The 15,620-nt window shown below is 32.3% G+C and carries 15 protein-coding genes; 1 reads left to right on the top strand and 14 read right to left on the bottom strand.

The genetic code is table 11. The features are described 5' to 3' along the window. Positions 1–148 precede the first annotated feature (148 nt). Positions 149–970, top strand: a complete 822-nt coding sequence (locus MKX53_RS03580) for an SLAP domain-containing protein (RefSeq protein WP_340909142.1) — start codon at positions 149–151, stop codon at positions 968–970. Between the two features lie 76 nt (positions 971–1,046). Here the strand turns inward: MKX53_RS03580 and MKX53_RS03575 are convergent, their stop codons facing one another. From MKX53_RS03575 to MKX53_RS03510, 14 genes are all read right to left on the bottom strand, one after another. Beyond that, entirely contained in the window at positions 1,047–3,296 is a 2,250-nt protein-coding gene (locus MKX53_RS03575; RefSeq protein WP_340909141.1) for a hypothetical protein, read from the bottom strand. Between the two features lie 328 nt (positions 3,297–3,624). Continuing rightward, a complete protein-coding gene (gene galE, locus MKX53_RS03570) occupies positions 3,625–4,587 on the bottom strand; it encodes a UDP-glucose 4-epimerase GalE (RefSeq protein WP_340909140.1) in 963 nt (320 codons plus the stop codon). Positions 4,588–4,687: 100 nt separating this feature from the next. Beyond that, positions 4,688–6,097 carry an undecaprenyl-phosphate glucose phosphotransferase gene (locus MKX53_RS03565; RefSeq protein WP_340909138.1) on the bottom strand — a complete coding sequence of 470 codons (1,410 nt, stop codon included), beginning with the start codon at positions 6,095–6,097 and terminating at the stop codon, positions 4,688–4,690. A gap of 25 nt (positions 6,098–6,122) precedes the next feature. Continuing rightward, complete coding sequence (locus MKX53_RS03560; protein ID WP_340909137.1) at positions 6,123–6,992, bottom strand: glycosyltransferase family 2 protein; 870 nt, start codon at positions 6,990–6,992, stop codon at positions 6,123–6,125. A 165-nt stretch (positions 6,993–7,157) separates the two neighbouring features. Continuing rightward, positions 7,158–8,000, bottom strand: coding sequence for a dTDP-4-dehydrorhamnose reductase (gene rfbD / locus MKX53_RS03555; protein WP_340909136.1), 843 nt, complete (start codon positions 7,998–8,000; stop codon positions 7,158–7,160). Further along, entirely contained in the window at positions 7,997–9,019 is a 1,023-nt protein-coding gene (rfbB, locus tag MKX53_RS03550; RefSeq protein WP_340909134.1) for a dTDP-glucose 4,6-dehydratase, read from the bottom strand. Before rfbB ends, rfbD begins: the two co-directional genes overlap by 4 nt. A 5-nt stretch (positions 9,020–9,024) precedes the next feature. Further along, positions 9,025–9,588: a dTDP-4-dehydrorhamnose 3,5-epimerase gene (gene rfbC, locus MKX53_RS03545; protein ID WP_340909132.1), complete on the bottom strand. Its 564-nt coding sequence runs from the start codon at positions 9,586–9,588 to the stop codon at positions 9,025–9,027. 14 nt (positions 9,589–9,602) lie between these two features. Continuing rightward, positions 9,603–10,475 (bottom strand): glucose-1-phosphate thymidylyltransferase RfbA, encoded by an 873-nt coding sequence (gene rfbA, locus MKX53_RS03540; protein WP_340909131.1) that lies wholly within the window; start codon positions 10,473–10,475, stop codon positions 9,603–9,605. A gap of 21 nt (positions 10,476–10,496) precedes the next feature. Continuing rightward, a complete protein-coding gene (locus tag MKX53_RS03535) occupies positions 10,497–10,898 on the bottom strand; it encodes a GtrA family protein (RefSeq protein ID WP_340909130.1) in 402 nt (133 codons plus the stop codon). Continuing rightward, positions 10,849–11,778, bottom strand: coding sequence for a glycosyltransferase family 2 protein (locus tag MKX53_RS03530; protein WP_340909129.1), 930 nt, complete (start codon positions 11,776–11,778; stop codon positions 10,849–10,851). Before MKX53_RS03530 ends, MKX53_RS03535 begins: the two co-directional genes overlap by 50 nt. Continuing rightward, positions 11,771–12,859: a DegT/DnrJ/EryC1/StrS family aminotransferase gene (locus MKX53_RS03525; RefSeq protein WP_340909128.1), complete on the bottom strand. Its 1,089-nt coding sequence runs from the start codon at positions 12,857–12,859 to the stop codon at positions 11,771–11,773. The genes MKX53_RS03530 and MKX53_RS03525 overlap by 8 nt, the downstream gene beginning before the upstream one ends. 13 nt (positions 12,860–12,872) lie before the next feature. After that, the gene (locus MKX53_RS03520; protein ID WP_340909126.1) at positions 12,873–13,439 is read right to left on the bottom strand and encodes an acyltransferase; all 567 of its coding nucleotides are present in this window, start codon (positions 13,437–13,439) and stop codon (positions 12,873–12,875) included. An 11-nt stretch (positions 13,440–13,450) separates the two neighbouring features. Next, positions 13,451–13,864, bottom strand: a complete 414-nt coding sequence (locus MKX53_RS03515; RefSeq protein WP_340909124.1) for a sugar 3,4-ketoisomerase — start codon at positions 13,862–13,864, stop codon at positions 13,451–13,453. A 15-nt stretch (positions 13,865–13,879) separates the two neighbouring features. Further along, entirely contained in the window at positions 13,880–15,577 is a 1,698-nt protein-coding gene (locus MKX53_RS03510) for a hypothetical protein (protein ID WP_340909122.1), read from the bottom strand. Positions 15,578–15,620: the final 43 nt, after the last annotated feature.

Genomic DNA, 15,620 nt, shown 5'->3' with positions numbered 1-15,620 from the left:
CGGAATAACCCACATAATTATATCATGCAATATTATCCAAACTTATTTCTTTATAATGGAAGTAATTGATGTAGAGTACTCTTTATATCAACTAGTAACATTGTGTTATACTTATAGGTAATGACGTAGTAATGAAAGGAACTAAAATATGACAAATTCTCCCCAAAAATATAAAACAACAATTGATTTTTCTACAGACTGGGAAATCCCCGCACCAGAGAAGTATATTTTTCAATTTTTCCATCAAAAATTAGAAGACTTAGAAGCAAACCAACTACATGTCCATGGAGTAAAACTATATACGGTCGATTCAGGAATTGTCGTAACAGCTATAATAAGACATTCTTTACCCAAAAAAATACGCCTGCAACAAGTAGTTTTAGTTGTGAAAGATAAAGAAGGAAAAGAACTAGCAAAGAAACAATTTGACATGGAGTTGTTTGGCGAGCTAGAAGCATGTACAGCAAGACCGTGGAATTTCCTATTTGAAAAGGAAGATTTACTAGTACCCTACGATGAATTAACAAATGAAATGGATTTTGAAATGGCTTTTGAGTATTATGAAAAAGTAGTGAAAGATTTTGAATTATACTTGGATGAAAATTGGTCGAATGGCCTTACAGAAGATCAACAAGGATATGTACATAGTTTAGTTTCTTCTTTAGAACCTATTAAAGAGAACGAGATCTCAGTTGTGGGATTCCATTTCCATGAGTCAGATGACGCAATCAATATTTATATAATCATTCGCAATGCATTTTCTGAAACACTAACAATTGAGAACCTGCCTATTCAACTATTTGATGCTGCCGGTGATATGGTGTGTAAACTTGGATTCCCAATCGGACAATTCGAAATTGCTTCTAAGCAAGCACGTCCAATTAGCTTATCTTTCTCTAAAGAAGTGTTCATGAAAGAAAATCCAGATTTCAGTTCTTGGCAAATTGAAATGATTCCACAAACTTTATAACAATGAGTAAAGCCGTAAAAGATTCACTCTTTTACGGCTTTTCGTTCATTTAATATTGTGTTTTGTTAAAATCAAATTAGTACCCTGTAATCTGAAACCCTGTATTTACTTTCATGTCCAGACCATATACGTTTTGAATGCCATCAATGGAAATTACTTTTAATGGTCCGGTTAACAGGCTGTCTTTTCCTTGAGACATGATAACTGCAAAACCTTTACCTGGATCAATTGTTCCGAACTTAACTTGGAAGCCATTATTCACAGGTGTGAATTTGGTATTGTCTTGGCTGTTGGTGAATTTAATTTTTGTGCCATCATTATCTTGTACTACGATTGACGCATTGGCTAAAGCCACTACTTGATCTTGTGCTAACACTAGGCCATTTTTATTTTTTAAAGGAGCAACCGTAAATACTAGCGCTTCATTGGATAGGTCTTCATCAGCTGTTAATCCTCCACTAACAGATAATAGATCAAGTGAACCTTCCACTACTCTTAATGTTTTGGCATCCGAACCAGGGTTAGTAGGCGCAGCTTTTCCAGCAACTTGTTGAACAAACGAATAATCGCTTATTGCGTTTTGGTCCACGTTCGTTGGGAAGCTCCATGCTCCGTTTGCGTTTACTCTCGTTTTTCCTATATACGAACTATTTTTATAGAAGATGATTTCATAGTTTGGTTGCGCCGTACCGTTCAAGTCAATTCTACTTCCATCCATACGGTATCCGGCTGTTCCAGATCTGTAAGCAAATTTCGAATCGAGTACAAAGTCAACAAAATAGAAATTCGATGTAATTTCAAACGTCGAACTAGCTGTCGGTTGGTATGTTCCAGTGATTGTATCTTCCACATCCAAAGCCGATTTAAATGATTCAAAGGCTACCGCAATTTCTTCATTGCGATAGACATCACTAGAGGATTTCATTTTATATTTCATACCATCTGATGTGACAAAATAATTATTGTAAGTGTCTACATAATAAATTTTCTTATTGGAGAAAGTACCCGCTTTTGCAGGCGCATAAAAGTTTATTTTGGCTGATGATTTTGTTTCTATAACTGTTTTACTCTGCATTCTATTAAAGGTAATCACATTATCAATAGCAGCGAAGTTTACATCTTTAGCAGTAAAAGCAATCGTAACATTGCCATTTTTTTCGGGTGTTACATTAATACTTTTTGCCCCTGCAATGTTATTTTCAATGCCATTAATCGAAACAACTTTAATACCTGCCGGAATGTCAACTCGTACTATGTCTTTAGAAGGTTGATTATTTGATTCTGTAAAATTACCTACTAGAGAAAGTACTTCTGTTGTTTCTCTATGCTGAATGGTTTGACTACCTATTTGAATTGGAACAACGCTACCTGGAACAACGAAGCTCGCAGAATTCCCTTTGAATTTCATCGTGTATTTAATACCAGGAGTTTGCACAGAAGTAGTTAATGTTACGACAGTACCATCATTACTTAACACCGCTCTCGAAACTGACAAAGAATTATCAAATGTAAACTCCGAAAGCTGAATAGAAGAAACGGCTTTGCTTAACTTTACCGATACAGTCGTGCTATCCAATCGTGAAATAGAAACAAGCTGAACTGGCTGAATTGCATTTACAGCATCCAGATTTTTTTGTAAGGAGCTTTCCCAAATTAGTACATTGGAATTCAAAATGGTTTGGGCTTCCTTTATTATTTTGTCTGCATCCACATAATTTCCAACCCGAAGCTGTTCAGCTGCATCCTTAATATACATATGCACTGTTACATCATTTTTAAGATAATTAATTAGCTGCTCTGCTGGTCCTTTTACTACATTACGTATCTTATCACGTGTGGATTGACCATATACACGGTCTAATAAAATCGTTTGTTTACGAAACTCTGCCGTCATTGCATGATATGCGATTTCCACTTGTTCTAAATTATTTGTACGAACTGCTTCTGAAAGAGCTTTCGTTTTTGCCTCTATCTTCGCACTCGCTGTAATGGCATCTAGATACCCTTGTGCGCGTTGAAGTTGGGTTTTAGGTTCAACTAATAATGCTTCATATTTCAACTTATCTGAATAGCTTACACCCTTTAAAGCAGCTTCTGCCTTATCAATTGTCTTCTTTGCAGTATTAAATTGAGTCCAAGGCTGGGTCACTCCATCTGCAGTACCTTCTATAGAAATTGCCCATTTTAAAACAGTCCCAGCCTTTTGCGCCTCGCTTATTAATCCATCAATATTTGTTGCCGCATCCACCTGTTGACTTGAAATCACTGAAACAATTGCTGAAGCAGCTACCGCGGAGGATATGATAATTTTAGTTTTACTACTCATAATATTTTCTCCTTTTATTCAAGCATATTATTTGACTCATTACTATTATAATATAAAATTACTATTTTATTCTAACTTTTCACACAAGTATAATAATAGTTATTTTAAAATTGATTGCTATTAGACCTTTTTATTTGAAAATTATTTCCTATTTACTGAAGTCTTTCCAAGTAATTAGTAGTATGTGAATGTTGATAAAAGGTATTAAGAGGTAAAATTAAAGAGGCTATCCCAAAAGCAGTATATTGAGATAGCCTTTTTAATTTTCAAATTGCCTGTCTTGCTAGTTCTAAAATCACCATATTGAAAACCACATACCATTTCAAATCTAACTTGAGTGCCATTTCCATGCTGTTTCAACAATAGAATTTAAGCTAAGCTTAGGCTTCCAACCAAGTAGTTCCTCGATCTTTTTGGCCTCTGCAACTAATTTAGCAGGATCTCCTTCTCTTCTTTCTTCTATAATTATCGACGCCTTTTGTTTAGTTACATTCTCACAGGCATTAATAACTTCTAAGACTGTGTATCCTAATCCAGTACCTAAATTAAAAATTTCATTTTTCACCCTATAATCTAGTAATGCATTGAGTGATTGTAGATGAGCATCGGCAAGATCCGATACATGAATATAATCTCGAATACAAGTACCATCTACTGTTGGATAATCATTTCCATATACGAATATGTTGTCCCTAGAACCAAGTAAGTGTTCTAGCACTAAGGGAATTAGATGCGTTTCTGGTGTATGATTTTCACCTATTCTCCCACTCGGATGAGCACCAGCTGCATTAAAATATCTTAGGATAACGTATTGCAAATCGTAACTTTTAGCAAAGTCTTGGAGCATCCATTCAATCATTAATTTTGATCGTCCATAGGGACTAATAGGGTTACTTGGAGTCTTTTCAGATATTAAATCTATATTTGGAGTCCCATATATAGCAGCAGTAGAAGAAAATATAATTTTGTTAATACCATGCTTTACCATTGATTCAAGCAAAACTAAAGTTGAACTAACATTATTTTCATAGTATTTTATAGGGTTGTTAACTGATTCACCCACTAAGCTAAATGCAGCAAAATGAATAACTGCTTCAATCCTATGGTTATTAAAAATAATATCTAATAATTGTGTATCCCCTAAACTTCCTTCAATGAACCTAGCATTTTTATGAACAGAATTACGGTGTCCGGTTGATAAATTATCTAAAACTAAAACTTCTTTTTCATTTATTAATTCCTCTACAAAATGACTTCCTATATAGCCTGCTCCCCCAACTACTAAAATCATGCTCTTTCCTCACAATCATCTACTAAAAATTTTTAATATAATAAAAGAATTCATCAACAATTGAGGAATTCTTTTATTTCTGTATATTTTCTTTCTATATTTAATATGCATTTTTATTAATAAAGCCATTTATTACTGTCTTGAAAATAATCTTCACATCGAAAAGCAGCGTCCAATTTTCAATATAGTAGATATCATGATCAATTCGGTTCCTGATAGATGTATCCCCTCGTAAACCACAAACTTGTGCCCAACCGGTAATACCAGGACTCACTTGATGTTTAATCATATATTTTGGAACTTCTTCTTTAAACTGATCAACAAAATATGGCCTTTCTGGACGCGGTCCAACTACACTCATATCACCTCTTAAAACATTAAAAAATTGTGGAAGCTCATCTAAACTTGTTTTTCTTATGAAAGAACCAAATTTAGTCCGTCTTGGATCGTTTTCAATTGTCCACTGAGTATTTGAAGTAATCTCTGGCATATATTTCATTGACCTAAACTTATACATATTAAAAGTTCTACGATTTAAACCTACACGTTCCTGTTTAAATAGAACTGGACCTGAAGAGGTTAATTTGACTCCTAGTGCAACCAATAATAAAATTGGAGATGTTAAAACTAGAGCAACCAGTGCAAAAGTTATATCAAACGCCCGTTTTATAATTCGATTTACGAATTCATCCAATGGCACATCGCGAACGTTTATAATTGGAAGATCACCGAATCTCTCAAAATGGGGATTAGCTGGTAATATGTCATAAAAATCAGGGACGATAGATACTCTTACTCCAGCCTTTTCACAAACAGAAATAATTTGTTGGTATTTTGGAAAGGCAGTTAATGGAAGAGCTACTACCACCTCATCCACGACTTTTTCTTGAAGAACTCTATTTAAATCTACTAATTTCCCTAATATAGGAACTTGCAAATCATTATTTGCGCCATATTCCCTTCTATTATCATCTAAGAATCCAAGAACTTTCAAACCGTATTCAGGGTGCTGTAATAAATTCTGCATATATCTACTACCTATAGACCCAGCTCCAAGTATAAGAACAAATTGTTTATTAAAACCTTTACTTCTTAAATTACGTAAACTCTGTTTGACTACAAATCTATAAATAATAGCAATCATAATATTTAATACTAAGTAGATTACTAGAAATAGCCTTGAAATATCTACTGTTTTAACTATGAAGAGAACACTTAATAATATAAACATACTAAATAAGTTTGATTGAAATATCTTTGCAATCTCTCTTGCGAACTTCATTTTCCGTTTAGGTGCATAAAGGCCTGTAATAAAAGAGACACCGATATAACTTATTGAGTAAACTATGTTCCAAAGAAAGTAAGTTGATAGTGGTAAATAAGCCCCTAATTCCTCTCCATTTAACAAATAAAATCTCGTGAACCAAGCAATAAAGAAAGATACCTGTATAAAAATAAAATCTGCGCCCATATATAGCTGCGTGATAAATCGTTCTTTTCCTCTAACCATTTTCTCACCCTAATTCGTAAACTTTTTATACATGCTTACTGTTTAATATATTCATTAAGTTTGACAGCATTAGTTTTATAAAAATCCCTATATAAACAATGCCATTAATAATAAAATTATATTTCTTAGAAAAATGCTTATGATGAAAGAGAAACATTGCTCTATGAAATTCATAAACTATTTTATATGGCTTTTTCCTGCTACTTGCACCTTTGTAATGCACTATTGAAACTTGTGGATTGTAAATAATCTTCCATCCCTTTTCCTTTATGCGATAACACCAATCAATATCTTCTCCATACATAAAGAAATTCTCATCTAACATCCCAATCTGATTGATAGTCTCTCGTCGAACAAGCATAAATGCCCCAACTAAGCAATCAATCTCGTGAACCTCTTGCATGTTCAAGTAGTTCTTATGATATCCATTAAATTTAGGTTTGTCTGGATATCTCTTAGCTATACCTGTCATATAATAGAATGAAGCTTCTGGTGTCGGAAATCCACGATGGCAAGCTTTATCTAAACTACCATCTGGCAATAATACTTTACAACCCATGGCACCAACGTCGTTATGTCGATTCATATATTCAATTGTATAAAATAGTGTATTACCCATGACTATTGTATCGGAATTTAATAATAAAACATAGCTTCCTTTTGAAACACGGATTGCTTGATTATTTGCTTTAGAAAAACCGACATTCTCTCTATTTTCAATAATATTTACATTAGGAAACTTTCTCTTTATTGCATCAACTGACCCATCTGTAGAATTATTGTCGACTACGAATATTTCAAACGAATAAGATAAAATAGAACTATATATAGACTGAATACACTCGAGCGTGAGCTTTTTTGTATTAAAATTAACAATGATAATACTAAGATCCATTACTTAAACTTCCTCTTTTCACCAAATAATAATTAAGTGTCGAAAAATAAATATCCTTGTTGAATATTCTTTCTCTTTTAACTCCTATTCTAACCTTATTTTAGTAAAACTTCTACTATATACAAATAAAAATAGGTGAGTGCAATTTTAGCACTCACCTATATATCAGTTATTCTTTATTATAAAAGATTGCAATGCTTCTCTCCAATGTCTACGTGTTGAGAAGCCATTTACTTGAAGAGCCATATTATTAAGCACCGAATAGTTAGGTCTCTTGGCAGGTCTAGGGAATTGATCTGAAGTTAATGGAATTACATTAATATCTATATCAGCTTCCTCAAAAATGGCCTTAGCAAATTCATACCAGGAACATGAACCACTATTTGTACAATGATAAATGCCATATTTATTTGTTTGTACAAGTTCTATAATGAACTCTGCCAAATCCACTGCATAGGTTGGAGAACCAATTTGGTCATGAACTACGCCAATCTCATCTTTCTCTGTTGCTAATTTCAACATAGTTTTTACAAAGTTGTTCCCAAACTCACCATATACCCATGCTGTACGAACAATATAATACTTAGAATTCAAGCTTTGTGTCAACTGTTCTCCAGCATATTTTGTATATCCATATGTACCTAACGGATTTACTAAGGAATATTCTTTATAAGGCTCAACAGCATTTCCATCAAATACATAATCTGTACTGATGTAACAAATTCTAGCATCAATTTCTTCAGCTGCTACCGCTAAATTTCTTTGACCAATAGAATTTATAGAAAATGCAAGTTCTTTCTCTGTTTCTGCTCGATCTACATTTGTAAAAGCTGCAGCATTTATAATAATATCTGGATGAATCTCCCTAACAATTTTTTGTACTCTTTTAAAATCTGTAATATCTAAATTGTTTTTTGTATAAGAAAAAAGTGAAATATCTATTCGTTCTAACTGGTGAACTAGTTCTGTTCCAAGTTGTCCATTTGCTCCAGTTACAAGTATTTTCATTTTTCATTACCTGATTTGTTACCATATTGTTCATCATAATATAGTTTATAGTCACCGGAAATGATATTCTCCCACCAAGAACGATTTGTTAGATACCACTCTATTGTTTCCTTTAAACCCGTTTCAAAAGTATATTTAGGTTTCCACCCAAGCTCTGTTTGAAGTTTTGTTGGATCTATAGCGTAACGACGATCATGTCCTAAACGGTCATTTACATATTCTATTAGCGATTCTGGTTTATCTAGTTGTCTTAATATCTCAGTAACTACATCGATATTTGATCTCTCATTGTGACCACCAACATTATAAACTTCTCCAGTCTTACCTTCATGTAATACAAGATCAATCGCACTACAATGATCTTCAACATGTAACCAATCACGAATATTAAGTCCGTCTCCATAAATAGGTAATGATTTATTATTTAACGCATTAATAATCATTAAAGGTATTAGCTTTTCTGGAAAGTGGAATGGACCATAATTATTAGAACATCTCGTAATATTTACTGGCAATCCATATGTCTCAGAGTAAGCTTGAACTAGTAGATCCGCACCAGCTTTACTTGCACTATATGGACTATTCGGTGCTAGTGGAGTTTCTTCCGTAAAGTAACCTTCTTTTCCTAAAGTACCGTAAACTTCATCAGTAGACACTTGAACATACTTCTTTATGTTATTTTTTCTAGCTGCATCAAGAAGCACTTGTGTACCCTGAATATTCGTACTTACAAATACTCCTGGATTTGTTATACTACGATCCACATGTGATTCAGCTGCGAAGTTTATTATAACGTCTACCTTCTCAGCAAGAATAGAATCGATAAGATCCTTGTCCGTAATATCACCTTTTATAAAACGATAATTACTTTTACCTTCTGATTCCTTCAGATTTTCTAGGTTTCCCGCATAGGTAAGGGCATCTAAGTTCAAAATTTCATAATTAGAATACTTACGAACCATATAATTTACGAAATTACTTCCGATAAAGCCTGCTCCACCAGTTACTAATATTTTCATTTTTATCATTCCTTACTTTTAAAAGTAAATTGACAATCTACATCCGTTAAATGAGGATGTTTTTTATCCTTTTCTGAGAGAATTGGATTAGAAGTCGGCCAAGGAATATTTAACTGAGGATCATCCCAAGAAATACCTCTATCATGTTCTGGTGAATAGTAATTGTCCACTTTATATTGAACTTCAGTGTTTTGAACTAATGTACAATATCCATGAGCAAAACCTTTTGGTACCAAAAGCTGTCTCTTATTATCCTCACTCAAGATAAATCCTTCCCACTTCCCATACGTCGGAGAACCTGTCCGTATATCTACAATTACATCATAAACAGCACCCTTAGTTACTCTTAAAAGTTTCGTCTGAGCATATGGATCTAACTGATAATGAAGACCTCTAATTGTTCCCGTTTCTACTGACAATGAATGGTTATCTTGAATAAAATCAAATGAAAACCCATTTTCTTTAAATAATCTTGCGTTATAGGTTTCGGTAAAGAAACCGCGATGATCACCAAATACATCTGGTTCAAAAATGTAAGCATCGACTAAGCTTGTTTTAATAAACTTCACTTTCGTATGTCTCCTCACAGTTTTCTATTTGCCAACTCGATTAGATACTGCCCATAGCCATTTTTACTTAGAGGTTCTGCTAAACTTATTAGATGTTCTCTAGTAATATAGCCTTTTCGATAAGCAATTTCTTCTAAACAAGCTACCTTTAAACTTTGTCTTCTTTCTATTGTCTCAATGAATGTCGATGCCTCAAGAAGAGATTCATGGGTACCTGTATCCAACCAAGCAAACCCACGTCCTAGTAGTTCTACATGAAGATTACCTAATTCTAAGTAGGCTTTATTTATATCAGTAATCTCTAACTCTCCTCGTGCAGACGGCTTTATTGACTTAGCTATTTCCACAACCCGATTATCATAAAAATATAGTCCAGTTACAGCATAACTCGATTTAGGCACTAATGGCTTCTCTTCAATAGATATTACTTTTCCAGAATCACTAAATTCAACAACCCCAAAACGTTCTGGGTCTTTCACATTATAACCAAAAACAGTCGCTCCACTCTCACGAGAAGCCACCTTCTCTAACATCGAAGTAAACCCATGACCATAAAATATATTATCTCCTAAAATCAAAGCCACTGAATCCTCACCAATAAATTGTTCTCCAATAACAAAGGCTTGAGCTAACCCATCTGGTGATTGTTGAACAGCATAAGATAGTTGAATCCCTAGATCCATCCCATTTCCCAATAGTTGTTCAAAGCGGGGCGTGTCCTCGGGTGTAGATATAATCATTATTTCCTTAATTCCTGCTAACATCAAAATGGACAGAGGATAATAAATCATCGGCTTATCATAGATTGGAAGCAACTGTTTTGACACTGAACGTGTAAGTGGATATAATCTTGTTCCACTACCGCCCGCTAGAATTATTCCTTTCACTTAAATTCCTCTCCTCTTATTCTATTTCTTTAAAATAAATTTAGACATAAAAAATGTAATTGGTAAAGAAATAATAATTACTAACAATGGTGCCAATGTCTCATGTAATATTCGATTCTCAACAAGAGCGTTCAGCATGAATACATTCAATATATATTGGAATATATACACTACTGGGTACTTTACAGCCTTTCCTACTGTAAGTCTCACATTAAATACATACTTTGCATTTAATAAGAAGGCTATAAGTATCCCACTCAAATATGAAATAATATAGGAGATATTATAGTTGAGGAATAGTAATAATATTAAATATAGTATATAGGTAGCTGCGGTGTTTACTAGTCCTACTATTAAAAATCGGAAGAATTCTTTATTCAAAAACTTCATCGACAATGTATCCTGGACGTTTTCTTGTTTCATCTAAAATTCTCCATAAATATTCTCCTATAATTCCAAGCATAATCATCATTATTCCTTGTAATAAAGTTATTAAAGCCACAATTGTAGTCCATCCTTGAACACCAACGTTGCCAAATAAATAACTAATCATAGTATAGAGAGCATAAATAAAGCTGAGTATTGCAATTATAAAACCCATTCCAGTCATAAATCTAATTGGAACATACGAGAAACTTACAAAGGAATCCACAAATAATTTTACCTTTTTGGAGAATGTCCATTTAGACTTACCATGCTCTCTTTCCTGTCTTATATAAGGTATCGAGGCTTGCTCATACCCTAAAGAAAAGATGAGACTCATAATATTAGTATTTTTTTCATTTATATTTTTCAACTCATTAACCACTTGTCTATCAATTAATACGAAGTCAAAACCACCTTTTGGGTACCCTTTGATGGCGAATTTGTCCATTAAATAATAGTATGTATTTGAAAAAAGTTTTTGAGAAAATGTTTCATTTCGATCTTCTCTGGTTGCCATGATAATCTTTTTGCCTTGTTCCCAGCTTTTTATCATTTCTTCAAATAATTCTGGGGGATCCTGAAGATCAGCTGAAATAATACCAACACAATCACCAGTTACATAATTTAACCCTGCTTGAATAGCTTGCATGGAACCATAATTTTTACTTAATTTTATCACCTTAATACGAGAATCTTTCTTTTTTTCATCTAATAATAATCTTAATGAATTATCTTTTGATCCATCGTCAACAAAAATAAATTCCATTTCATAGTTAGAGAAACTTTCTGATAACATCTGTAATCTTGGTATAGTATGTGGAATATTCAATTCGTTAAAATAAACCGGTATAAGAATAGAAAATTTTTTTTTACTCATAACTGTTAATTACCTCTACTATCTGTTTCACTTCTTCCATTGATAACACTGGACTAATTGGTAGGCTTAATACTTCCCTGTGTATTCTTTCTGAAATTTCATAAGAAAGATGATTCCACTCTCTATATGCTTCCTGTTTATGGGGAGGAATTGGATAATGTATTAAGGATTGGATTTTATGGTCTAATAAATATCTTTGTAACTTATCTCTATCCTTAGTTCTAACTACAAATAAATGCCAAACATGGTGTTCTTCTTGAATTAGTAATGGTAGAATAATTTTTTCGTTTTTAATATTTCCCAAATAATATTTTGCTATTTCTTTTCTATGCTCATTTTCTTTGTCTAAGTAATCTAGTTTCACTGAAAGTACAGCAGCTTGTATTTCATCAAGTCTACTATTATTGCCTTTATATATATTTTCATATTTTTTATGGGACCCATAGTTTCTATATGCTTTTAATTTCAAGTAAAGTTCTTCATCATTTGTTGTAATTGCTCCAGCGTCACCTAGTGCTCCTAAATTTTTTCCAGGGTAGAAACTAAACGCGCCAGCGTCCCCAAAACTTCCAACCTTTTGTCCCTCAAATAAAGCACCATGAGATTGTGCACAATCTTCAATTACTTTTAATTTATATTTATCCGCAATGAGTTGAATTGCAGACATATCACAAGCTTGTCCATATAAATGAACGACCATAATTGCTTTTGTTTTGTCAGTAATTTTGTTTTCAATTTTTAAAGGGTCAATGTTGTAAGTATTTATATCAGGTTCTATCAAAACTGGCGTTGCTCCGTTTAGCGAAATAGACAACATTGATGCAATGTATGTATTAGAAGGAACAATTACCTCGTCCCCTTCACCAATATCAAATGCTTTAATAATTAATGAGAGTGCGTCTAAACCATTCGCGACCCCTACACAATATCTACTACCACAGTAGCTAGCAAATTTCCCTTCAAATTTTTCGACAGATTCCCCCAATATATACCATCCAGATTTCAGAACTTTGTTTAGTTCATCACTTATTACCTCCTGATACTGTTCATTTATCGCTTTTAAATCTAAGAAAGGAATCATTAATTTACATCTCCTAGTTCAATGGGTTTATAGTTTCATTGCTATCTTTTGCATATCTTTTTCCACAATTACATAACGCAATATTTTCAGAGTCAAAAGTTAGTTTTTCAGTACATTCACATATATTATATTTAATTCTTGCTGGATTTCCATAAACTAAAGTATATGCTGGTACATCTTTAGTAATTACGGAACCTGCACCAACCATTGCGTATCTACCTATGACATTACCTGCTATTATTACACTATTAGCACCAATACTTGCCCCTTCTTCTACTGTTGTAGATAAAAAAGAGTCCGGATACTTTTTACTTCTTGGAAGTAAATCATTTGTAAATACAACATTTGGGCCTAAAAAAGCATTATTTTCTATTTTAACCCCATCCCATATGTAGATACCTGATTTTATGGTAACGTTGTCGCCGATTTCAACATTATTTTCAATAAAACAATGATCACATATATTACAGTTTTCACCAATTTTTGCGTTTGGTAGAATGTGAACAAAAGCCCAAACTCTAGTATCATTCCCAATTTTGGTACTCTCTACTAATGCATGAGAATGTTTAAAGTAATTCATAATAATACCTCCTATTTAGTCTCACTATAAACTTTAATAAACTCTTCATAATCTCTAATATAATCATTACTATTATATAATTCTGAAGCTAAAACAAGTAAAACACAATCATCCGAAAAATCGTACATTTCATGCCAATCATTTGGTTCTAATATCAATACCTTGTTAGGTGAATCCAAAATTACATCTTCTTTCCTAACTGTATTATCAAGAGAAACTTTGCAAGAACCAGCAACACTAATTAATGCCTGTTTTGTTTTATAATGAGCATGAAAACCTCTTCTTACTCCATCCTTTGTACTATAAATATAAAACACTCTCTTAATTTCGAAAGGAAGATTTATATAACTTTCGAGAACTGATAAGTTACCTCTTTCATCACCGAGTACACCAATCTCCATTAACTCACTATTATTAGTTTTCAATTAATTACCTCCAACTTATTTTGAATATATGATATTATAAGGATATTTTTTAAAATAGTTTTTTATATCTACTGTTGTAGGAATATAATCTTCTTCCCATTTGGTGTCTTTATCCGATACAGAAATTACAAAATGGTGAGGGTTTTCCCAATGTCTATTTGAAAATTTTTCTGCTGAAGAAAAATCATCATCAAATTGAAGTTTTGTACCGTCACTTTTTTCTAATATCATATCTTGTGCTTGTCCAATATCTTTAAAAGCTTTGAATTGAAAAACCTTATAACCATTATAGTCTCTTACAAACTCCCAATCTTGCTTTTGATTTAATTCTTTTGTTATTTTCAAATTACTAGTATCTTTAACAGTTAAATGCTGATACCAGTTAATTCTGTTAGTTTGTAAATCAAGTGAAAAAGAAATTGTAAAACAAACAAGGATAACAAAGAAAAATGAAACTACTTTTAGTATGTTGAGCTTCATACTTTGAATTCCATAACCCGCAAACGGTAATAAAAGCAACAATATGGGATAACCAAATCTAGATTCAATTAATGTTGTTGCAATGAACAATGTGTATAAAATTGCAGAAACTAATAAACCTAGATTAATCTTTGTCCTCTCGCTATTATAATTTACGAAAAATTTAAAAATACCTATAAAAATGAAATACCATGTACTATACAAAAATATTGAACCAAAAATCCTACTTATAGGATAGAAGTCTTTAATATATGTATCGACATATCCCCAATCAAAAACCCCGAAAATGTGAGCTGAATAAATATAAATAAATGCAAATATATTCTTATAAATTAGTTCGAAAATCGTGAAATCTTCACCCAACATAATTGGACTCTTAAAGTGCAGTGTTGGTTCTTGACCTTCTACAGTAACAGTACCATATTTAAGTGATTGTACAGCCCACTTACTTTGATCTTCATATAGACTTACATGAATAAGGGGAGTGAAATGGTTAAACTTAGTAACATTCATATAAATTTGAGGGAAAAATAATATTAAAAATGCAAACACAATCAAAAAGTATTTAAGAATATTATTAATCATGGTTCTCTTAATTTTATTTAATTTTATTATCTTATAAAGTGAAAAACCCAATACTATTGGCAGAAATATTAAAGAAGATGGTCTAATCATTACTGCAGCATAGATAAGAAAAATAGATATTGAACTTACACTTATTCTCAAGATATTTTTGTATAAAATAATTGAAATAGATAATACTATAAAGCAACTTGCTAACAGATCAGTTAATAATAAAGTAGTAGATTGGATTAGGTAGGGGTTTAGAAGTCCAAAAAAGAGTATTGACATTCCAATAATTTTTGAATCTCTAGAATTATTTTTAATTGTATTTGTAGTTATAAAAATAACAGTAAATACATAAACTAAGAATTGAAAAATACTCATGGCTATTTTTGCATAATCTAAATTACCATCAAATATAAATAAAAATAAAGATATAATTAATGGAAATAAATATGTTCTAATATCAGATTCAACATTAAAAAGACCTAACTCAATAATCTTCTGAGCAAATTCTATATATCCTCCCTCGTCATAATAATTTACACTATTGTTTAGATTTAAATAGTATAAAAATAAAGATATTGACCCCATAACGATAACAAGTAGTAATATTTTTTCTTTGAAATTTATTTTTTGTAAAAAAATACTGTTCATTTTCAGTTTCACTCTCTTTCTACTTTTCAAGCTTTACGAAGAAATTATTTCTATA

Source organism: Psychrobacillus sp. FSL K6-4615 (genome assembly GCF_038008225.1).
GTDB lineage: Bacteria > Bacillota > Bacilli > Bacillales_A > Planococcaceae > Psychrobacillus > Psychrobacillus psychrotolerans.
The sequence above is the reverse complement of the archived record's forward strand: the minus strand, read 5'-3'. Positions and strand labels throughout refer to the sequence as shown.